Origin of the sequence: Pseudomonas syringae (assembly GCF_021605415.1) — a bacterium.
GTDB lineage: Bacteria > Pseudomonadota > Gammaproteobacteria > Pseudomonadales > Pseudomonadaceae > Aquipseudomonas > Aquipseudomonas syringae_S.
This window is the reverse complement of record NZ_WKEQ01000019.1, coordinates 39,599-61,556: the sequence shown is the minus strand read 5'-3', so window position 1 is coordinate 61,556 and position 21,958 is coordinate 39,599. Positions and strand designations below refer to the sequence as shown.

Genomic DNA, 21,958 nt, shown 5'->3' with positions numbered 1-21,958 from the left:
TCACCTGATTATTGGCGGAGTCCACCTTGCGTCTGTTCCACACCTCCGACTGGCACCTTGGGCAGAACCTGCACGGCCAGGAGCGCGATTTCGAGCATGCATGCTTTCTTGAATGGCTGCTGCGCCAACTGAAACTGGCGCAGCCGGACGTGCTGCTGATCGCCGGGGACATCTTCGACACGGTCAATCCGCCGGTCAAAGCCCAGGAAAGCCTTTATAACTTCATCGTCAGCGCCCACGAGCAGCTGCCATCGCTGACTATCGTGATGATCGCCGGCAATCACGACTCCGGTTCGCGCATCGAATTGCCCGCACCGTTGATGCGGCGTTTGCGCACTCATGCGCTAGGCCGCGTGTTGTGGCTGGACGACGGCCAACTCGACGCCGAACGCCTGTTGCTGCCGCTGCCGGATGCCACAGGGGAAATCGCCGCGTGGTGCCTGGCGCTACCGTTCCTGCGGCCGGCGGAAGTGACCGGCGCGCAGTTGGGCGACAACTATTTGCGCGGTATCGGTCAGGTGCATGAATGGCTGATCGAGGCGGCCAACGCCAAACGCAAACCCGGGCAGGCGCTGATCGCCATCAGCCATGCGCACATGGCTGGCGGTTCAGTCTCGGAAGACTCCGAGCGCAGTCTGATCATCGGTAATGCCGAAGCGCTGCCGGCCAGTCTGTTCGGGTCAAGCATCAGCTACGTCGCCCTCGGCCACTTGCACAAGCCGCAGAAGGTCAACGGCGAAGACCGGATTCGCTACAGCGGTTCGCCGATCCCGCTGTCGTTCTCGGAGATTGGCTATCAGCATCAGATTCTCGACATCGTTCTCGATGGCGAAACCCTGGTCAGCGTCGAGCCGAAGCTGATCCCGCGCGCGGTCAACCTGCAACGCATCGGCCCGGCGCCGTTGGCAGAAATCCTGCTGCAACTGGCGGACTTGCCCAACGTTGATCTGCTCGCTGACACCCAGCGCCAACCTTGGCTGGAAGTCCGTGTGCGTCTAGACGAGCCGCAGCCGGATCTGCGTCACCAAGTGGAAAGCGCGCTGGAGGGCAAAGCCGTGCGCCTGGTGCGCATTGCTGCCGAATATGCGGGCACCGGTGGCCGCGACGGCGCGGATGACGGCAGCGCACTGATCGAACTGGATCAGCTCACGCCACAGGAATTGTTCAGCCGCGCCTGGCTCGACAACTACGGCAACGAAGTCGATGAACAGACGTTGAAGGACTTCGCTGAACTGCTGCAAGACGTGCAACTGGAGGGCGAGCAGCCATGAAGATTCTCGCCATCCGCTTGAAAAACCTTGCCTCCCTGGCCGGCCCTTTCGAAATTGATTTCACCGCCGAACCGCTGGCCAGCGCCGGACTGTTCGCGATCACCGGCCCCACCGGCGCCGGTAAAAGTACCCTGCTCGATGCCTTGTGCCTGGCGCTGTTCGGCGCCGTGCCGCGCTTGAACAACACAGGCCGCGACGCCAAAGTGCCGGACGCCGACGGTGAAATCGCTACCGGCGACCCGCGCACGCTGTTGCGCCGTGGCACCGGTGAAGGCTACGCGGAAGTAGATTTTGTCGGCGTCGACGGCCGTCGATATCGCGCGCGCTGGGAAGCCAATCGAGCTCGGGAAAAGGCTGGCGGCAAGTTGCAAGCCAGCCGCCAAAGTTTGCGCGACATCGATCAGGATCAATTGCTCGCCAGCCAGAAAGGCGAATACAAGACACAACTGGAAACAGCCCTCGGCCTGAACTTCGAACAGTTCACCCGCGCGGTGCTGCTGGCGCAAAGCGAGTTCAGCGCGTTCCTCAAGGCCGACGATAACGACCGCAGCGAGCTGCTGGAAAAACTCACCGACACCGCGCTCTATACACGCCTCGGCCGCCGCGCCTTCGACAAGACCAAAGAGGCCCGCGAAGCGCACAAGCTGTTGCAGGATCAGGCCATCGGCGTGACACCGCTAACGCCCGAGGCCCGTGCCGAACTCGACGAGCGCTTCAACGCGGCCCAGCAGCAACTGAAGCTGCAACAGGCCCAACTCAAGCAACTGGAACAGCAGCACACTTGGCTGAAAGATTTGCGCCAGTTGCAAGACTCGCAACAAGCCGCCGTCGAACAATTGCTCGGCGCTCAGCAGCAGTGGGATTTGCTGAGCGCTGACCGTGAGACCTTGACGCGCTTGGAACAACTCGCCCCGCAACGCCATCAGTTCGCCCGCAAGGCACAGGTGGATGGGTTGCTGACGCCACTGGCCGCACAGATCGCCGAGCACACCCGTCAGCACGGCGAACTGACTGAACGTCAGTCGCTGCTGGAGCAACGGCTGGGCGCGGCACAGCTTGCCCTCGGCGAATCACAAAAGCGTCAGGTCGACAGCGCACCGTTGCTGCGTGAAGCCTTCGAAGTGCAAAGCACCCTCGCCCGCCTCCTCAAGGAAGCGGCCGGCGCCGCCGAGGCGAAACTCAATGCACAATCGGCGAGTACTCACGGACAAGGCACTATTCAAAACTTGCTTGAGCAGCAAGAACGGGTCGCCCAGCGCTTGCAACAAATTGCCGCTGATCTCGAGAAAAGCGCTCACCTCGCGCCATTGAGCGACGCCTGGAAGGCTTACCGCGACCGCTTGCAGCAATTGATGCTGATCGGCAATCGTCTCAACAAAGGCCAGGCCGAACTGGCCAACCTGGAACAGAACGCCACACGCACCGTTGAAGCGTTCACCACGCAAAAACAGCAACTGGAAGTGCTGTACAAAGAGGCCGGTGCCGAGCCGGACGCCGTGGCCGAGCAGATCGGCATTCTCGGCAGCCTGCTGCAAGACAATCGCAAACAACTGCGCGCCATCGAAGACCTCAGTCGACTGTGGGCCACTCAAAAGGAACTGGACACCCGCGCCAGCGACTTGCAGCAACGCCAGCTCAGCGCGCAGCAGGAACGCGATCGCCTGACTCAGGATGGCGTGAAAACCAAAGCCGAACTGACCATTGCCGAACAAACCCTCAGCGTCACCCGCGAACTGCTGGAGCGTCAGCGTCTGGCGCGCAGTGCCAGTGTCGAAGAGTTGCGGGCGCAATTGCACGACGGCGAACCGTGCCCGGTCTGCGGCAGTCACGAGCATCCGTATCATCAGCCGGAAGCACTGCTGCAAAGCCTCGGCCGGCATGACGAAAGCGAACAGGCCAACGCCCAGCAAACTGTGGATCTGCTCAAGGAAAAACTGACCGAACTGCGCGCGGACGTCGGTGGCGTGATCGCCCGGCAGAAAGAATTGCTGCAACAGCAGGAACAGGTCGCGAGCCAGCAGCAAGCCCTGGCGCCAAGCCTGGCGGCGCACCCGTCGTCGGCCTCGCTGATGAATCAGGACGCGGCCAAACGCGATGCCTGGCTCACCCAGCAAAGCAGTCAGTTGAACCAGAGCATCGTCCAGGACGAACAGCGTCAGACCGCTTTGCTCACCCTGCAACAGGATGCCGCACGTCTTGCCCAACAACTGCGCCAGGCCGAAACCGCGCATCAGCAAGCGGCTCAACAGCTGGCTAACCAGCAACGCGAACTGAGCAGCGACCGTCAGCGTCTCGACGAGGAACTCACCGCGTTTGCCAGCCTGCTGCCGGCCGATACGCTGGAGGCGTTGCGCAACCAACCGGCCGAAACGTTCATGCAGCTCGATCGGCAAATCGCCGAGCGCCTGGCGCAACTCGATCAGCAAAAAGAAGAATTGGACGAGCAACTACAGCGTCAGCAAACGCTGGAGAAGGAACAGGATCGCCAGCAGACCCGCGTGCAACAGCAGCGGAGTGCCGAAACAGCTTTCAATGCCTTGGCTGAGCAGCAACAGACGAGCCAGCAAAAACTTGCCGAACTGTTGGGCGAACACGGCAGCGCCGAAAATTGGCAGCAACACCTGGAACACGCCGTTGAACAGGCGCGCTCCGCCGAAACCTCCACGGCGCACGAGCTGCAAAGTGTTCGCACGCAACTTGTGCAGATCGCGACTGAACTGAAGTCGCAGCAAGAACGTTTGTCGGTGCTGGAAACTGAACATAACAGCCTCGCCACCGGCATCAGCGAATGGCGCGCGCTGCATCCCGAACTGGATGACGGCGGCCTCGAAGCTTTGCTGCGGGTGGGTGATGCCGATGTCGCTGACCTGCGCCAACGCTTGCAACACAACGAAAAAGCCATCGAACAAGCCAACGTGTTGGTGCAGGAGCGCGACCGACAGCTGCAAAGTCATCAGGCGCAGCACAATGGCAACCTCGATGCCGAACAACTCGCCAGCGCCCTCACCGACCTGCAAAACCAGTTCGCCGCCAGCGAACAGCAATGCGCTGAGCTGCGTGCCGAGCAAAGCGAGGATCAGCGTCGGCAAAACGCCAATCAGGCACTGGCGCAACAAATCGCCGACGCTTACGCGGAATATCAGCGCTGGGCGCGCCTCAACGCACTGATCGGCTCGGCCACCGGCGACACCTTCCGCAAGATCGCCCAGGCCTACAACCTCGATCTGCTGGTGCATCACGCCAACGTGCAACTGCGCCAACTGGTCAAACGCTATCGCCTGAAACGCGGTGGCAGCATGCTCGGTTTGCTGGTGATGGACACGGAAATGGGCGATGAATTGCGCTCGGTGCATTCGCTGTCCGGCGGCGAGACGTTCCTGGTGTCGCTGGCATTGGCGTTGGGGCTGGCGTCGATGGCGTCGAGCACCCTGAAAATCGAATCGCTGTTTATCGACGAAGGTTTCGGCAGCCTCGACCCGCAATCCCTGCAACTGGCCATGGACGCGCTCGACGGTTTACAGGCCCAAGGCCGCAAGGTTGCGGTGATTTCCCACGTGCAGGAAATGCACGAACGGATACCGGTGCAGATTCAGGTGCAGCGCCAGGGCAATGGTTTGAGCACGCTGGAGGTGAAATGAACACGCTGTATTCCTTCCGGCGCTGCCCTTACGCCATGCGCGCGCGAATGGCTTTGCGCTATTCGGGCGTGGCGCTGAATATCGTTGAGGTCAGCCTCAAGGCCAAACCTGCCGAGATGCTCGCGCTGTCGCCCAAAGGCACGGTGCCGGTGCTCGATGCGAGTGGTCAGGTGCTGGAGGAAAGTCTGGAGATCATGCGCTGGGCGCTGGCGCAACATGATCCGGATGATTGGTTGCTCAAGGACGATCCGCAGGGAATGGCCCGCATCAATGGATTGATCGAAGCCAACGACCAAGCGTTCAAGGTGCACTTGAATCGCTACAAATACGCCGAGCGCTATCCAGAGCAACCGATGCAGGTGTATCGCGCTGAAGGTGCGTTGTTTCTCAACCAACTCGATGAACGATTGAGCGGTCATGACTACTTGCTGGGCGATCAACCCTGCCTGGCGGATGTGGCATTGATGCCCTTCATCCGTCAATTCGCCCACGTTGATCGCGACTGGTTTGCACAAACGCCTTACCTACGTTTGCAGGCCTGGCTGCAGCGCTATATCGAATCCGACCTGTTCACGTCCATCATGAAAAAATAGCCACCGTGTAGGGGCTGCCGAAGGCTCGGGGGGTTCAGGCTAAGGCGGCGCACATGTTCAGCGCGCCGCAATCGATTTCGAACGGGCCGAGGAATGGGGCCGACGCCCTGCACGGCGGATTGCCCGACAGCATCGCCGACGCGTTGGCCCGCTCGATGTCATGAGCAATGGTGTGCCTGGCTTCGATGGCCCGAGCCAGTGATCCGACCGAGCCCTGGCCAATCCCCAGCAGCGCCGTGCCGTTGGTGATGAAGGCGAGCGTCGCGATCACCCAGAGTCTGTACCCTTTCATACCCCGAGTGCTTCTGTGAGTTCAGCGTGATCGACCGCTGCGTTTTGCGTGCGGTGTTCAAACTGGATGCCGGGGCTTGCGACGTCTATCGGCGCGTTGAAGCTGTGTTCGAGCTGGGACGAAATGCTGACAACCACGACCAGCGCCAAATACAGACCGATGGCCACATAGGCGCCGCGTTTGGCGGAAGTGATGAGTGCGCTGGCCATGATCTTCTCCATTGGCGGGTTGCGATGGCCACAGAATCGATCAAATAAGCGGAACGAACCACTCAGCGTTTCCCATACCAAGTATCAGCTTCGTTAATCATTAAGCGACACTATCCGGCCGCTAAACAAAACCTATCGCCCTCAATCGCACGCGCGTGTAAGGGCTGCCGAAGGCTGCGATCTTTTGATTTCATAAGATCAAAAGATCGCAGCCTCCTGCAGCCCCTCGGGGAGTGCGGATTCGGTCATTTCAGTGTTGGATTTTGTGATCCAGCGCGGCATAGAAGTTCGCGCTCTGTTGCAGGTATTTTTGGGTGTAGCTTTGCGCGTGGGATTTTTTGCTGCTGACTTCAACGCTGGCACTGGCTGGCAGAGCGACGGTGGCGGAGATGGCGGAAGCGGCGATAACGGAGAAAAGATTGAAGTTCATGGCGGTAACCCTCGTGTTCGTTTGGTTTGCTTGCCCGTTTGGGCCGTGGAGCAAACGTAACGCTCGAGGGTTGGTTGCCTGAAATGCTTTGAAACACTAGCGATTATCAGCGTCATCGATACACCGCTTCAGGCCCCGTAAACCGGGACCTGCGGCTCATTGACGCACGATAAACTTCACATCGCTCGGCGCGTCCATCGGCAACTTTTGCACGGTTTTACCGAGCAGACCGGTGTTGGCATCGCGCTCGACGACGACGATCTGGTTGCTCTTCTGGTTGGCAATCAGCACAAAGTTGCCGCTCGGATCGAGGCTGAACTCACGGGGATGATCGCCTTCAACGGAGCGTCGCTGCAGCTCTTTGAGCTGACCGGTCGCCGGGTCGATGGCGAACACCAGCATCTGGTTGGCGGTACCACGGTTACTCACATAAAGGAATTTGCCGTCGCTCGATGTGTGCAACGCGGCGGCTGCCTTGTCCGAGGTCGGCTGGCCGGCGGCGAGGTCGACCATTTGGGTCTGCTTCAGCACGCCGTCGTTGTAATCGAACACTGCCACCTGCGCGCTCATTTCCATGGTCAGCCAGGCGTGTCTGCCATCGGCGCTAAACAGCAAATGACGCGGGCCGCTGCCCGGCGGCAAGGCTACAAACGGTGTTTTCGCCGGGGTCAGCGGCAGATCTGGATTGGCTTGCGGGTCGAGTTGGTAGATGAACACCTTATCCGCGCCGAGATCGTTGGAGAACACGTAACGGCCGTCCGGCGACGATACGGTCGAGTGAACATGGTTCGACGCCTGGCGTTCGGCATTCACGCGACTCGCCGGGTGAGCACTCATCTGCACCACAGGCTTGAGTTTGCCGTCACCACCCACCGGCAACACTGCGAGGGTGCCGCCCGGATCTTCCACTACAGAGTAGTTGCTGACGAACAAATGGCTCGCATCGCCGCTCAGACTCGAATGGGTGGGTTCGTTACCCAGGCTTTGTACTTGATTGATCAGGCTGATCTCGTGTGTTTTCGGGTCGATCGCATAGCTGCTGACGCGGCCGACCGGATCTTTCTGGCCCGGGCCGTTTTCGTTGACCACGAATAGCCGTTGCTGATCCCGGGACAGGGTCAGCCAGGACGGATTTCCGCTCTTAATCACTTGCAGCGGCTTGGCGTCGATCTGTCCGGTGGCGCTGTCGAAATTCATTCGATAGATGCCCTGACTGGTGTTGGCGGTGTAGGAGCCGACCAGCAGTTGAAAGCTTTCGGCGGATGCGCTGGAAATACCCATCGCGCCGACGCTGCCGGCCATCAGCAGCGGCCAGAATTTACGCATTGTCATTGTGTTCTTCCTCGTCGTCATCACTGCCGCCGAAGGCCTCAATCAGCACCAGGCGATGTTCGCCAAACTCGCCGACAATCACCCAGCTTTGCAGGTCGTTGTCGAAGGTGGCGGCTCTGACTTGTTCGGGGGTGAATTCCCAGTGTTTCGACAAGCGACCGTCCATGAGTTCGATGTGCAGCCCGTCGTCTTCATAGAGGGAGAATTCAAAGGCGTGCAAGCCATCGATTTCGACCATGTCGCAGTGTTCGAGGGCTTGGAGAAGTGTGGTGGCAGTCATGGCAGTCGGTCTTTCAGGGGGAAAGGGCCAATGATAGCTCAATGTGACCGCCGCCCCTCTGGACGGGCGGCCGCAGGCTGCGATCTTTTAACGCCGAGCGTTCCGAAATGCATTCCCACGCGGCGCGTGGGAATGCTCACCGGTTGGGGTCAGAGGGCTTCGCGTGACGGCTTGCCGTCGACGAGGCGCTGGATCTGCAACGGATTAGCGTTTTTCAGCGGTTCCGGCAGCAGGCTGTCGGGGTAGTTCTGGAAACACACCGGACGCAGGAAGCGGTCGATGGCCAGCGTGCCCACCGAAGTGCCACGGGCATCGGAGGTTGCCGGATACGGCCCGCCGTGGACCATCGAATCACAGACTTCGACACCGGTTGGGTAACCGTTGAGCAGGATGCGCCCGACTTTTTGCTCCAGCAGTGGCGTCAGTTCGGGGAACTGCTCGAAATCTGCCGGCTCGCCGATGATCGTCGCCGTGAGTTGCCCGTGCAGGCCGTGAAGCGCGGCGCTCAGTTGCGCCTGATCCGCCACTTCGACAATCACCGTGGTCGGGCCGAACACTTCTTCCTGCAACGCTTCGTCGCCATTGATCAGCAGACTGGCGTCAGCCTTGAACAACTGCGGCTGCGCCTGATTGCCCTGTTGCGGATTGCCGGCCAGATGCTCAATGCCGGAATGCGCCAAAAGTTTTTGCAAGCCTTTGCCATAGCTGCCGAGGGTGCCGGCGTTGAGCATGGTTTGCGCAGGCTGGTCGCCGATCAACGAGGCAACTTGCTCAACGAATGCGGTGAACTGCGGCGAGCGAATGCCGATGACCAGGCCCGGGTTGGTGCAAAACTGGCCGCAGCCTTGCACCACCGAAGCGGTCAGGTCGCGGGCAACGGTTTCGGCCCGGGCAGCCAGGGCTTGAGGCAGCACGATGACCGGATTGATGCTCGACATCTCGGCGAACACCGGAATCGGTTGCGGGCGTGCGGCGGCCATGTCGCACAGCGCGCGGCCACCCTTGAGCGAACCGGTAAAACCAACAGCCTGAATCGCCGGATGCTTGACCAGCCATTCACCGACGCCACCGCCGTAAATCATGTTGAACACACCGGCCGGCATCGCGGTTTTTTCCGCTGCGCGAATGATCGCATCGGCGACCAGCTCCGCCGTCGCCATATGTCCACTGTGGGCCTTGAACACCACCGGGCAACCGGCGGCCAGCGCCGACGCGGTATCGCCTCCGGCCGTGGAAAACGCCAGCGGAAAGTTACTCGCGCCGAATACGGCGACCGGGCCGAGGCCGATACGGTATTGGCGTAGATCCGGACGCGGCAGCGGCTGACGATCCGGCAACGCTAGATCAATACGTGCTCCGTAGAAATCACCGCGACGCAGCACTTTGGCGAACAGGCGCATCTGCCCGCTGGTGCGGCCGCGTTCGCCCTGAATACGCCCTGCTGGCAGTGCGGTTTCGCGGCAGACCACGGCAACGAAGTCATCGCCCAGTGCGTCGAGCTCATCAGCGATGGCGTCGAGAAATTGCGCGCGGCGTTCAGCGCTGAGGCTGCGATACGCTGAGTAGGCAGACGCGGCGGCTTTGGCGGCGGCGTCGACTTCTTCGGCAGTGGCCTGGATGAAATCGTGGGGCAGCTGCTCGCCGGTTGCGGCGTCAACGCTTTGCAATTTGGTGGTACCGGCCGCGCTGCGCTGCCCGCCGATGTAGTTGTGACCGAGAATCTGAGTCATGGGATCTCCTTAAAGGGTGCCGATGCTGTCCGGTTCAAATGCCGCTGCAACCGGGACGATGCCGTTGACCAGCGGTGCGCCGAATTCAGCCTGGCTGATTTCGAACACATCGCCCGGTTGCGTGCGGATGCCATCGGCGAACGACAGGGTCGCGGTGCCGAAAAAGTGAATGTGCACGTCGCCCGGGCGCAGGAACTGGCTGTATTTGAAGTGGTGATATTCGAGGTTCGCCAAACTGTGGCACATGTTCGCCTCGCCACTGAGGAACTCGTTTTGCCACAACACTTCGCCGTCGCGCAAGATGCGACTGCTGCCTGCCAAGTGTTGGGGTAGCTCACCGACGCGAAGTTCCGGACCATAACTGCAACTGCGTAATTTCGAGTGGGCCAGGTACAGGTAGTTCTTGCGTTCCATCACGTGGTCGGAGAACTCGTTACCGACCGCGAAGCCCAGCCGATAAGGCTTGCCGTCGTTGCCGATGAGATACAGGCCGGCCATTTCCGGCTCTTCGCCGGCGTCTTCGGCAAACGGCGGCAGCGGGAACGGTTGGCCCGGACGCACGACGATGCTGCCATCACCTTTGTAGAACCATTCCGGTTGCACACCGGCTTGCCCCGCCGCCGGTTTACCACCCTCCACGCCCCATTTGAAAATGCGCATGGTGTCGGTCATTGCCGCTTCATCACCGGCGTGCTGGTGCATTTTGTCCCGCGCCGAGGCACTGCCCAAGTGGGTCAGACCGGTGCCGCTGACCAGCATGTGCGCCGGATCCGGATGATCCAGCGGTGGCAGAATGCGCAGGTTGGCGAGCAGCTCGGCGTAATCATGGCTGATGCCCAGACCGAGGGATTGCACTTGCTGCGCCAGGCTATTGCCGGCCTCGATGGCGGCCAGGGCCAGATCGCGCACGGTATGGGCGTCCTGGACTTCGCGAACCGACCCACCCTCGACCACACCAACGCGGCGCTCGCCATTACTCAATTCGAATTGAACCAGATGCATTGAATTTTCTCCCGTGAGCAAAATTTCTGAACCCCGAAGAACTCTGTGGGAACTGGCTTGCCAGCGATGGTGGCGGCACATCCAGAACAAATGTGTCCAACAGATGGCTATCGCTGGCAAGCCAGCTCCCACAGGTCCGGTGGTGATGGATGTCTTGTGTCAGGTTCGGGTCGCGCCTCGTGCGCTCGCGGCAAATTGGTCGGTCGGCAGCACGTGTTTGCGTTCAAGCACGCGATAGACGACGCCGGTCAATATCAACCCGAACACCATCACCCCCGACAAGAAGTACAGCCCCGAGGCCAGAGTGCCGGTGTATTCCTTCAACGCACCGATCACGAACGGACCGATGTAACCGCCGAGGTTGCCCACCGAATTGATCAACGCGATGCCTGCCGCCGCACTCGCACCGGCAAAGAACCGCCCCGGCAACGTCCAGAACACCGCCGTGCAGGAAAAGAGCGCGAACGCCACCAGACACAGCGCCGCCAGTTGCGCGACCGGCAGCGACAGCCAGGCACTGAGGAACAAGCCGATGGCGCCCAACACATAGAGCACCGCCAGATGCCCATATCGGTCATTCAGCCGGTCGGAACTGCGCGGGATGATCAGCAGACCAATGATCCCGAAGATGTACGGCACCGAAGACACGAAACCGGTGGTCAGGTCGCTGCCGCCGAATTGTTTGATCAGCGTCGGCAACCACAATCCCAGGCCATAAATACTCAGGGTCACCGGCAGATAAAACAGCGCCAGCAGCAACACGCGTTTGTCTTTGAGCGCATGCAATGGATTGCCATGGCGGGTCTGCCCGTATTCCTGCAGATCCTTTTTAAGCTCGCCCGTCAGCCAGTCCTTTTCCGCCTGATCCATCCATTTCACCTGGTGCGGGCCGTCCGGCAACCAGCGCAGTACCGGCCAGGTCAGCAGGATCGCCGGAGTGCCGATGACGATGAACAGCCACTGCCAGCCGTGCAGGCCGAGTACGCCGTCCATACCCAGCAAACCACCGGATACAGGCCCGGTGATCATCATGGCAATCGGTTGCGAAAGGATGAACAGTCCGAGGATCTTGCCGCGATGGCGCACCGGAAACCATTGAGTGATGTAGTACAGAACGCCGGGGAAGAATCCCGCCTCCGCCGCGCCAAGCAGAAAGCGCATGACATAGAAGCTGTACGGCCCCTGGACGAACGCCATGCCGATGGTGATCGCGCCCCAGGTGATCATGATCCGCGCGAACCAGCGCCGTGCGCCGAAGCGTTCGAGCATCAGGTTGCTGGGGATCTCCAACAGAAAGTAGCCAATAAAGAACAGCCCGGCACCGAGGCCATAGGCGGCATCGCCGATGCCGATGTCGGCGCCCATGTGCAACTTGGCGAAGCCGACGGCGGAGCGATCCACATAGGCGATCAGGTACAGCAAGATCAGGAAGGGAATCAGTTTGAGGGTGATGCGACGAATAAGCCGCAGTTCCTGGCTCATGAGATCGGTCTCCGATTGTTGTTGTTATAGAACCTCGGGGGACGCCTCTCGCGAAAATCGCCAGGGCCAATCCCTCCGTTGAAAACGACTATATAGTAATACTATTTGAGCAACAACACTTCCAAAGCGGCGAATTTGCGCTTATGTTAAGCCACAGCTCGAACACTATAGTCATACAATAAGAGAATCGATCATGACTGATAAGAAACCCACCCTGCGTTCCGCCCAATGGTTTGGCACGGCCGACAAGAACGGCTTCATGTACCGCAGCTGGATGAAGAATCAGGGCATCGCCGACCACCAGTTTCATGGCAAGCCGATCATCGGCATCTGCAACACCTGGTCGGAACTGACCCCGTGCAACGCGCACTTCCGTCAGATCGCGGAGCACGTCAAACGCGGGGTGATCGAGGCCGGTGGCTTCCCGGTGGAATTCCCGGTGTTCTCCAACGGCGAATCGAACCTGCGCCCGACCGCCATGCTCACGCGCAATCTGGCGAGCATGGACGTTGAAGAAGCGATTCGCGGCAATCCGATTGACGGCGTGGTACTGCTGACCGGTTGCGACAAAACCACGCCGGCACTGTTGATGGGCGCCGCCAGTTGCGACGTCCCGGCCATCGTCGTCACCGGCGGGCCGATGCTTAACGGTAAGCACAAAGGCAAGGACATCGGCTCAGGCACCGTGGTCTGGCAGCTCAGCGAACAGGTCAAGGCCGGCACCATCACCATCGATGATTTCCTCGCCGCCGAGGGCGGCATGTCCCGTTCGGCGGGCACCTGCAACACCATGGGCACCGCGTCGACCATGGCTTGCATGGCCGAAGCACTGGGCACTTCGCTGCCGCACAACGCGGCGATTCCAGCGGTGGATGCACGCCGTTATGTGTTGGCGCACATGTCCGGCATGCGCGCGGTGGAAATGGTGCGCGAAGATTTGCGCCTGTCGAAGATTCTGACCAAGGAAGCCTTCGAAAACGCCATTCGCGTCAACGCGGCCATCGGCGGTTCGACCAACGCGGTGATCCACTTGAAAGCCATTGCCGGTCGCATCGGCGTCGAGCTGGATCTGGACGACTGGACGCGCATCGGTCGCGGCATGCCGACCATCGTCGACCTGCAACCGTCCGGGCGCTTCCTGATGGAAGAGTTTTACTACGCCGGTGGTTTACCAGCGGTGCTGCGTCGTCTCGGCGAGGCCAATCTGATCCCGAATCCGGACGCGCTGACGGTCAATGGCAAATCCCTCGGCGAGAACACCAAGGACGCGCCGATCTACGGCGAAGACGAAGTGATCCGCACCCTCGACAACCCGATCCGCGCCGACGGCGGTATTTGCGTGCTGCGCGGTAACCTCGCGCCATTGGGTGCAGTGCTCAAGCCGTCCGCCGCCACTGCCGAACTGATGCAACACCGTGGCCGCGCTGTGGTGTTCGAGAACTTCGACATGTACAAGGCACGGATCAACGATCCGGAGCTGGACGTTGATGCCAACTCGATTCTGGTGATGAAGAACTGCGGGCCGAAGGGTTATCCGGGCATGGCCGAAGTCGGCAACATGGGCTTGCCGGCCAAATTGCTGGCACAAGGCGTGACCGACATGGTGCGTATCTCGGACGCGCGGATGAGCGGCACGGCGTACGGCACCGTGGTTTTGCACGTGGCACCGGAAGCCGCAGCCGGCGGGCCTTTGGCGACGGTCAAGGAAGGCGACTGGATCGAGCTCGACTGCGCCAGTGGCCGTTTGCACCTGGACATTCCGGACGCGGAACTGGCGGCGCGCATGGCCGATCTGAAGCCGCCGCAGCAGTTGCTGGTGGGCGGTTATCGTCAGCTGTACATCGACCATGTGCTGCAGGCGGATCAGGGTTGCGATTTTGACTTCCTCGTCGGTTGCCGTGGGGCTGAAGTGCCGCGCCACTCCCACTAACCCCGTCGACTGATCGTTCCCACGCTCTGCGTGGGCACGATCATCGTTGCCCCTCCAGTTTGGTCGCGCCTGCTATGATGCGCGGCATCTTCATCGCCTCAGGATCGCGCCGTTCCCCATGGATTACCGCAAACCGTCCGACCGCAAAAGCATGCACTCGCGCATCGTCCAGGAACTGGGCATGCAGATCGTCTCCGGACGCTTCAAGCCCGACGACAAACTGCCCGCCGAAGCCTTGTTGTGCGAAGAGTACGCAGTCAGCCGGCCGGTGTTGCGCGAGGCCACCCGAGTGCTGGTCGCCAAAGGCCTGGTGTATTCGCGGCCTCGGGTCGGCACGGTGGTCAAGGCGCGACGCGAGTGGCACATGCTCGATCCGGATGTGCTGCACTGGTTGATGCAAAGCAGCCCGCAGAATGAATTCTTCAACGTGCTGACCAGTGTGCGCAGCATCATCGAACCCGCTGCGGCCGCCCTCGCCGCCCAGTTCGCCACCGACGCGGACATCGCCTCCATCAACGAAGCCTACCAACGCATGGAAGCCGCCCCGACCCCGGAGGCCTTGCTGCAACCGGATCTGGATTTCCACAGCCGGATTGCCGACGCGACCCACAACGACTTGCTGGCCAATCTGTGCAACATGCTGTCGGTGGCAATTGCCGAAGCGTTGAAGCATTCGAACCAGCGGCCGAATTTGCATGAGTTGGCGTTGCCACGGCACAAGGCGATCCTGACGGCCATCGAGAACCGTGATGCGCTGGGGGCAAGACATGCAACGCTGGTGCAACTGGATGATGCGCGCAGTGCACTGAGTGATGTGCTCGGCGCCGAGCTCTCCTGAACGACAAAAAACCTGTGGGAGCTGGCTTGCCAGCGATGGCGGCTTAACATTCAACATGGGTGTTGGCTGTTAGTCCGCTATCGCTGGCAAGCCAGCTCCCACAAGGTTTATATGATCCTTCAAATGTAAAAAGCCGCGACCTCTCAAGGTTGCGGCTTTTTCATTTCAGCTCGGCAGATCAGTGGGCAAACAACGAATTCCCCTTCTGCCCCGCCAACTTCTCCGGCTTGATCAAGAACTTCGCCAGCGCCGGCAGCAGCCACAACGCACCGAACATGTTCCACAGCAGCATAAAGGTCAGCATCAGCCCCATGTCCGCCTGGAACTTGATCGCCGAGAAGATCCACGTGCACACGCCGATTGCCAGGCACAGACCGGTGAACAGCACGGCTTTACCGGTGGATTTAAGCGTCTGGTAATAGGCTTCCTGCAACGGCAACCCGGCCCGCAGGAAAGTTTCCAGTCGGCTGTAGATGTAGATGCCGTAATCGACGCCAATCCCCACGCCCAGCGCCACCACCGGCAACGTCGCGACTTTCACCCCGATGCCCATGAACGCCATGAGCGCGTTACCCAGCACCGAGGTCAGCACCAGCGGCAGGACGATGCACAGGGTCGCCGCCCAGGAGCGGAAGGTGATCATGCACATGGTCGCGACGCAGATGTACACCAGGATCAGGATGGTGAGTTCCGATTCCTTGATGACTTCGTTAGTGGCCGCTTCGATCCCGGCGTTACCGGCAGCGAGGATGAATTCCAGGCCGTCCCGGTTGTGTTCCTTGGCGAATTCCTGCACGGCATGCACCGCGCGATCCAGGGTTTCGGCCTTGTGATCGTTGAGGAACACCAGCACCGGTGCCAGTGAGCAACTGTTGTTGTACAGGCCATCGGCCCGGGCGATGGAATTGTTCAGCACGTCCGGGTTACGCGACAGGGTTTCCCATTTCAGGTTGCCCTCGTTCATGCCCTTGATCATTTGCTTGGACACGGTCACCAGCGAGATCGCCGACTGCACGCCCTCGGTGTTCTGCATCTTCCACATCAGCTCGTCGATCGGCGCCATTGCCTCGTAGCGCGAGCAGCCTTCGGACTGGGTCTTGACCATCACCACCAGCACGTCGGAACTGGTCGAGTAGTTGCTGATGATGAAGTTGTTGTCCTTGTTGTAGCGCGAGTCTGGACGCAGCTCCGGCGCACCTTGGTCAAGGTCACCGATTTTCAGGTTCTGGCTGTACCAGAGGCCGCCGCCGAAGGCGACCAGCGCCAGGGCAATGGAGATCGGTGCGACTTTCGGGCTGGCGAAGGCCGACAGCAGGCGCCAGAACGGATGCTCGCGGGTTGCATCTTTTTTGCTCTTGGCGATGGCGCGCTTGCTGATGCCGACATAGGAAATCGCCACCGGCAGCAGGATCAGGTTGGTGAATACGATCACCGCCACGCCGATGGACGCACCGATGGCCAGCTCGCGGATCACGCCGATGTCGATAATCAGCAGCGTGATGAAACCGACAGCGTCCGCCAGAATCGCGATCATGCCCGGCAAAAACAACTGCCGGAACGTGCGCCGCGCCGCTGTCAGTGCGTTATCCGCCTCGCTGGATTGCAGGGCAATACCGTTGATCTTCTGTACGCCATGGGAAATGCCGATGGCAAAGATCAGGAACGGCACCAGCATCGAATACGGATCAAGCCCGAAGCCGAAAAAGTGCATCAACCCCAGCTGCCAGACCACCGCCACCAGCGTGGTGCTCAACACCGCGATGGTGCTGCGCAGGCAGTTGGTGAACCACAGCAGCAGGATCAGCGTAATGACGAAGGCGATGCCGAAAAACATCACCACCATCACCAGACCGTCGATCAGGTCACCGACCTTTTTGGCGAAGCCGACGATGTGGATCTTGACGTTAGGGTTCTGCGCTTCGAACTTGTCGCGGATTTTCTCTTCCAGGTCGTGGGAGAACTTGCGGTAGTCCAGTGGCAACAATTTGCCCTGATCCTGCGGATCCGGGTAGGACTCCAGCAGCGGAATGTCGACAATGCTCGACTTGAAGTCGTTGGCCACCAGTCGCCCGACCTGTCCGGACTTGAGCACGTTGTTGCGCAGCAGATCGAGGCTGTCCTGGGAGCCGTTGTAGCTCTGCGGGATCACTTCGCCGCCTGCAAAACCCTCTTCGGTCACTTCGGTCCAGCGTACGCTCGGACTCCACAGCGACTTGAGCCCGGAACGGTCGACGCCGGAGATGTAGAACACTTCGTCGTTGATCTGACGCAGGGTCTCCATGTACTCCTTGGAGAAGATGTCGCCATCCTTGGCTTCCACCGAAATACGCACGGTGTTGCCAAGGTTCGCCAGGTCGTTGCGGTGCTCCATCATCTTTTCAATGAACGGATGCTTGAGCGGGATCATTTTTTCGAAGCTGGTGGACGGACGGATCAGCGTCGCCTGCCAGAACAGGAAGATGCTGACCAGCAGGCAGATGACGATCACTGCCGGGCGGTTATTAAAGATCAGGCGTTCAAGAAACGTCGCCTTGTCCTGGTGATGAGTGCTCAAGGAAGTCATAGCTGCGCCTTCTTATTATTGATCCGGCTCATTTGCCCAACTCGGCGCCGTTTGGCGAAGTCGTCCGCACACCGCCCTGCCCGGTCAGGATCAGGTTGCCGTTGCCGGCGGCGGTGACCGACGACAGGGAAATACGATCCGGACGGTTGAAGACACTGAAGCTTTCGCCGTTGTCACTGCTGCTGATCACCGAGCCGCCGTTGCCGACAATCACGATGGAGCCGTCGTCGAGCAGGGTTGCGCCGGACAGGCCGAATTCCAGCGCACCGCGTGTAGCCTTGAGCTCGACCTGCTCCCAAGTGCTACCGAAATCGGTGGAGCGGTAGAGGTTACCGCGCAAGCCGTAGGCCAGCAGGGTCGAGGGTTGCGCCGTGCCGATCACGCCAAACAGCGAGCCTTCGTAAGGGCCTTCGATTTTTTCCCAAGTCTGGCCTCCGTCAGCGGAGCGGAACATGCTGCCCGACTCGCCGACGATGAACAGCCCGGCGTCCTTCACCGCTGCGATGGCGTTGAGGTGGAATTGATCTTCGTTGTCGAGGCGGTCACTGACGTCTTGCCAGTTTTTGCCGCCGTCGGTGGTTTCCAGCAATGCACCGTAAGCGCCCACGGCGAAGCCGCTGCTGACGTCCTTGAACCAGACGTCGAGCAGCGGCGATTCGCGGTTGAGGTCTTCAAACTGTTTGGTCCAGGTCAGGCCACCGTCTTCGCTGGCGAGGATCTGCGCGTCGTGGCCGACCGCCCAACCGTGTTTGTCGTCGACAAAGAACACAGCCGTCAGCAGTTGCCGGGTCGGCACCTTGGCTTGTGCCCAGGTCTTGCCCTGGTCATCGGAATAGAGGATGTGGCCGCGATCTCCGACCGCTACCAGCCGCCTACCGGCGTGAACGACATCGAGCATCAGGCTTTTCGCAGCTTTGGCCGATTCGATGGAATACACCACGTCGGCAGGCGCTTCGGCCGCCATCACGGGCGCCGACAGTGTGGCAAAGCCCAGCAGCGAGAGTGCTGTGGCCAGCAACGCGGTTTTGCGTAACGCCGGCGGGCGGCAACGACTCATAGACCTTCCCCTATTTATTATTGTTAGGCCATTTGGCCTTCAAGGGCGCCGCAAGGGTGATCCCGAAGGCTGCCGGATCAGAAGCATAGTCCTGAAACCCGCAACCCAGAGCCCCTTCGGAAGCTGACTCATCCTAGGGGGCTTGGATTCGTCTGACAATCGGCGCCACGTTATCTTTTGTTAACCAAATCAGCCGGCGATTTCACCTGTAGGAGTGGTGTTTGCGGAAATTGGGGTTGGCGGTGAATACACGGCCATTCGCCGGATCGATGACGCGAATCTTGCGTGGGGGACTTGCATAACCGGTATTATGGTATACCATCAGACCGACAGACACTCTCAATCCCCCAACGGAGCAGCTCATGAGTTTCGAAATTCGCAAGATCGTCAGCTATGTCGAAGAAACCTTCATCGAAGGCGGCAAAGCCACCGACAAGCCTGTGACCATGGTCGGCCTCGCCGTCGTGATGAAAAACCCTTGGGTGGGTAACGGTTTCGTTGAAGACCTCAAGCCGCAGATCCGCGCCAACTGCTCCGACCTCGGCGCCATGATGGTCGAGCGTCTGGTGGGCATCATCGGCGGCGCCGAGAAAATCGAGGCCTACGGCAAAGCCGCGGTCGTCGGCGCCGATGGCGAAATCGAGCATGCCTCTGCGGTCATTCACACCCTGCGCTTCGGCAACCACTACCGCGAAGCCGTGAAAGCCAAGAGCTACCTGAGCTTCACCAACAAGCGCGGCGGCCCGGGCACTTCGATTCAGATCCCGATGATGCACAAGGACGACGAAGGCCTGCGCTCGCACTACATCACCCTGGAAATGCAGATCGAAGACGCCCCGCGCGCCGACGAAATCGTCGTGGTACTGGGTTGCGCCGACGGTGGTCGTCTGCACCCGCGCATCGGTAACCGCTACATCGACCTGGAAGAACTGGCCGCTGAAAAAGCCCAGTAATCGACCAGTAAAACGACAAGAAAAAGGCACATGCAGGAGCGCTCCATGATTCGGCTCACCGCTGAACGCACCCCGGCTGGCACCAGTTATCTGGCGACCGGCCAAGGCCAGCCCGTGGTTTTGATCCACGGCGTGGGCCTGAACAAAGAAATGTGGGGCGGCCAGATCGTTGGCCTGGCCACGCAGTACCGCGTGATCGCGTACGACATGCTCGGCCATGGCGCCAGTCCTCGACCGGCCAGCGGCACCGCCCTGCTCGGTTACGCTGATCAGTTACTGGAGCTGCTCGATCACCTGCAATTGCCGTTGGCCTCAGTCATCGGTTTTTCCATGGGCGGCCTCGTGGCGCGGGCGTTTGCTTTGCACTACCCGGAACGCTTGAAAAGCCTGGTGGTGCTCAACAGCGTGTTCAATCGCAGCGAAGAGCAGCGCGCCGGCGTCATTGCCCGCACCGCTCAGGCCGCCGAACACGGCCCGGACGCCAACGCCGAAGCCGCGTTGTCACGCTGGTTCAGCCGCGAATATCAGGCTGCCAATCCGGCGCAGATCGCCGCTCTACGCCAGACTTTGGCGAATAACGATCCGCAGGGTTACCTGACTACTTACGAATTGTTCGCCACTCAAGACATGTACCGCGCCGACGACCTGGGCAGCATTCAGGCACCGGCGCTCATCGCAACTGGCGAGCTCGATCCAGGTTCGACCCCGGAAATGGCCGAGCAACTGGCCCGGTGCATTCCCGGCGCACAGGTTGCCGTGCTGCCCGAGCAACGGCATATGATGCCGGTAGAGTCGCCGCGCCTGGTCAATCAGGTGCTGCTCGAATTCCTTGAAAACGCACACTCCCGACAAAACCATATAAAGGGGATCGTTGCATGACACTCGCACGCTTCCAGATGTGCATCGGCGGAGAATGGGTCGATGCCCTCTCAGGCAAGACTTTCGAAAGCCTCAACCCTGCGCTGGCTGAACCGTGGGCTCAATTGCCCGACGCTGATGAAGCTGACGTCGAACGCGCCGTTCAAGCCGCACAAACCGCGTTCGACAACCCGGCCTGGCGCGGTCTGACCGCCACGGCGCGGGGCAAATTGCTGCGCCGCCTCGGTGACCTTATCGCCGAAAACAAAGAACAACTGGCGCAACTGGAAAGCCGCGACAACGGCAAACTGATCCGCGAAACCCGTGGCCAGGTCGGTTATCTGCCGGAGTTCTTTCACTACACCGCAGGTCTGGCGGACAAGCTTGAAGGCGGCACCTTGCCGCTGGATAAGCCGGATCTGTTTGCTTATACCGTGCACGAAGCCATGGGCGTGGTTGCCGCGATCATTCCGTGGAACAGCCCTTTGTATCTGACCGCGATCAAATTGGCGCCGGCCCTCGCTGCCGGCAATACCATCGTGATTAAACCGTCCGAGCACGCTTCGGCGACCATTCTGGAGCTGGCGCGCCTGGCGCTTGAAGCCGGGATACCACCGGGCGTGGTCAACGTCGTCACCGGCTATGGCCCGAGCACCGGCGCCGCCCTCACCCGCCATCCGCTGATCCGCAAAATCGCCTTCACTGGCGGTGCGGCCACTGCGCGGCATGTGGTGCGCAGCAGTGCCGAAAACTTCGCCAAGCTGTCGCTGGAACTGGGCGGCAAATCGCCGAACATCATCTTCGCCGACGCCGACCTCGACAGCGCGATCAACGGCGCTATCGCCGGGATCTACGCGGCGTCAGGTCAAAGCTGTGTTTCCGGCTCGCGCCTGCTGGTGCAGGACGAGATCTACGACGAATTCGTCAGCCGGCTGGTGGAGCGTGCTCAGCGCATCCGCATCGGCAACCCGCAGGACGACGGCAGCGAAATGGGCCCGATGGCCACCGCGCAGCAACTGGCCGTGGTTGAAGGGCTGGTCGCCGATGCCATCGCCGAAGGCGCGCGTCTGCGTCTGGGTGGCAAGCGTCCGAGCGGCGTGGGCGACGGCTGGTTCTACGAGCCGACACTGTTCGAATGCGACCGCAACTCGATGAAGATCATGCAGGAAGAAGTCTTTGGCCCGGTGGCCTCGGTCATCCGTTTCAAGGATGAAGCCGAAGCGCTGGCCATCGCCAACGACTCGCAGTTCGGCCTCGCTGCCGGCATCTGGACCCGCGATCTGGGCCGCGCCCATCGTCTGGCCCGTGACGTGCGTTCGGGGATTATCTGGGTCAACACGTACCGCGCCGTCTCGGCCATGGCACCCATCGGTGGCTTCAAGAACAGCGGCTATGGACGCGAAAGCGGCATCGATTCGGTGCTGGCCTACACCGAGCTGAAAACGGTGTGGATCAACCTGTCCCAGGCGCCGATGCCTGATCCATTTGTGATGCGCTAGG

Annotated in this window: 18 protein-coding genes; 8 read left to right on the top strand and 10 right to left on the bottom strand. The window is 60.5% G+C overall.

Features of this window, described 5'->3' with window-relative positions; all coding sequences use genetic code 11:
• The first annotated feature begins 26 nt into the window (after positions 1-26).
• From GIW69_RS15135 to GIW69_RS15125, 3 genes are read left to right on the top strand one after another with little or no spacing between them, the layout of a single operon-like run.
• Entirely contained in the window at positions 27-1,271 is a 1,245-nt protein-coding gene (locus tag GIW69_RS15135) for an exonuclease SbcCD subunit D C-terminal domain-containing protein (protein ID WP_236483483.1), read from the top strand.
• Complete coding sequence (locus tag GIW69_RS15130; RefSeq protein ID WP_236483482.1) at positions 1,268-4,909, top strand: SbcC/MukB-like Walker B domain-containing protein; 3,642 nt, start codon at positions 1,268-1,270, stop codon at positions 4,907-4,909. Before GIW69_RS15135 ends, GIW69_RS15130 begins: the two co-directional genes overlap by 4 nt.
• A complete protein-coding gene (locus GIW69_RS15125) occupies positions 4,906-5,502 on the top strand; it encodes a glutathione S-transferase (protein ID WP_236483481.1) in 597 nt (198 codons plus the stop codon). The genes GIW69_RS15130 and GIW69_RS15125 overlap by 4 nt, the downstream gene beginning before the upstream one ends.
• 34 nt (positions 5,503-5,536) lie before the next feature.
• Here GIW69_RS15125 and GIW69_RS15120 read toward each other — a convergent pair whose 3' ends face one another.
• From GIW69_RS15120 to GIW69_RS15085, 8 genes are all read right to left on the bottom strand, one after another.
• On the bottom strand, positions 5,537-5,794 hold the full coding sequence (locus GIW69_RS15120) for a hypothetical protein (protein WP_236483480.1): 258 nt from the start codon (positions 5,792-5,794) through the stop codon (positions 5,537-5,539).
• Positions 5,791-6,003, bottom strand: a complete 213-nt coding sequence (locus GIW69_RS15115; RefSeq protein WP_236483479.1) for a hypothetical protein — start codon at positions 6,001-6,003, stop codon at positions 5,791-5,793. Before GIW69_RS15115 ends, GIW69_RS15120 begins: the two co-directional genes overlap by 4 nt.
• Before the next feature lie 250 nt (positions 6,004-6,253).
• Positions 6,254-6,433 carry a hypothetical protein gene (locus GIW69_RS15110; RefSeq protein ID WP_236483478.1) on the bottom strand — a complete coding sequence of 60 codons (180 nt, stop codon included), beginning with the start codon at positions 6,431-6,433 and terminating at the stop codon, positions 6,254-6,256.
• 156 nt (positions 6,434-6,589) lie between these two features.
• Positions 6,590-7,765 (bottom strand): lactonase family protein, encoded by a 1,176-nt coding sequence (locus tag GIW69_RS15105; RefSeq protein ID WP_236483477.1) that lies wholly within the window; start codon positions 7,763-7,765, stop codon positions 6,590-6,592.
• The gene (locus tag GIW69_RS15100) at positions 7,752-8,045 is read right to left on the bottom strand and encodes a DUF5629 family protein (protein WP_236483476.1); all 294 of its coding nucleotides are present in this window, start codon (positions 8,043-8,045) and stop codon (positions 7,752-7,754) included. Before GIW69_RS15100 ends, GIW69_RS15105 begins: the two co-directional genes overlap by 14 nt.
• A gap of 149 nt (positions 8,046-8,194) precedes the next feature.
• The gene (locus GIW69_RS15095) at positions 8,195-9,775 is read right to left on the bottom strand and encodes an aldehyde dehydrogenase (NADP(+)) (protein ID WP_236483475.1); all 1,581 of its coding nucleotides are present in this window, start codon (positions 9,773-9,775) and stop codon (positions 8,195-8,197) included.
• Between the two features lie 9 nt (positions 9,776-9,784).
• On the bottom strand, positions 9,785-10,777 hold the full coding sequence (gene araD1, locus GIW69_RS15090; RefSeq protein ID WP_236483474.1) for an AraD1 family protein: 993 nt from the start codon (positions 10,775-10,777) through the stop codon (positions 9,785-9,787).
• A gap of 159 nt (positions 10,778-10,936) precedes the next feature.
• Entirely contained in the window at positions 10,937-12,259 is a 1,323-nt protein-coding gene (locus GIW69_RS15085; RefSeq protein WP_236483473.1) for an MFS transporter, read from the bottom strand.
• Positions 12,260-12,452: 193 nt separating this feature from the next.
• Here GIW69_RS15085 and GIW69_RS15080 point away from each other — a divergent pair, with 193 nt between their 5' ends.
• Both GIW69_RS15080 and GIW69_RS15075 read left to right on the top strand, forming a co-directional pair.
• Positions 12,453-14,189, top strand: coding sequence for an IlvD/Edd family dehydratase (locus tag GIW69_RS15080; protein WP_236483472.1), 1,737 nt, complete (start codon positions 12,453-12,455; stop codon positions 14,187-14,189).
• A gap of 118 nt (positions 14,190-14,307) precedes the next feature.
• Complete coding sequence (locus GIW69_RS15075; RefSeq protein WP_236483471.1) at positions 14,308-15,027, top strand: FadR/GntR family transcriptional regulator; 720 nt, start codon at positions 14,308-14,310, stop codon at positions 15,025-15,027.
• Positions 15,028-15,205: 178 nt separating this feature from the next.
• Here GIW69_RS15075 and GIW69_RS15070 read toward each other — a convergent pair whose 3' ends face one another.
• Both GIW69_RS15070 and GIW69_RS15065 read right to left on the bottom strand, forming a co-directional pair.
• Positions 15,206-17,590, bottom strand: coding sequence for an efflux RND transporter permease subunit (locus GIW69_RS15070; protein WP_236483470.1), 2,385 nt, complete (start codon positions 17,588-17,590; stop codon positions 15,206-15,208).
• Between the two features lie 28 nt (positions 17,591-17,618).
• Positions 17,619-18,647, bottom strand: a complete 1,029-nt coding sequence (locus GIW69_RS15065) for a YCF48-related protein (RefSeq protein WP_236483469.1) — start codon at positions 18,645-18,647, stop codon at positions 17,619-17,621.
• Between the two features lie 362 nt (positions 18,648-19,009).
• Here GIW69_RS15065 and GIW69_RS15060 point away from each other — a divergent pair, with 362 nt between their 5' ends.
• From GIW69_RS15060 to GIW69_RS15050, 3 genes are read left to right on the top strand one after another with little or no spacing between them, the layout of a single operon-like run.
• Complete coding sequence (locus tag GIW69_RS15060; protein WP_007968626.1) at positions 19,010-19,600, top strand: amino acid synthesis family protein; 591 nt, start codon at positions 19,010-19,012, stop codon at positions 19,598-19,600.
• Positions 19,601-19,645: 45 nt separating this feature from the next.
• The gene (locus GIW69_RS15055) at positions 19,646-20,479 is read left to right on the top strand and encodes an alpha/beta fold hydrolase (protein ID WP_236483468.1); all 834 of its coding nucleotides are present in this window, start codon (positions 19,646-19,648) and stop codon (positions 20,477-20,479) included.
• Positions 20,476-21,957, top strand: coding sequence for an aldehyde dehydrogenase (locus GIW69_RS15050; RefSeq protein ID WP_236483467.1), 1,482 nt, complete (start codon positions 20,476-20,478; stop codon positions 21,955-21,957). The genes GIW69_RS15055 and GIW69_RS15050 overlap by 4 nt, the downstream gene beginning before the upstream one ends.
• The last annotated feature ends 1 nt before the right edge of the window (position 21,958 follow it).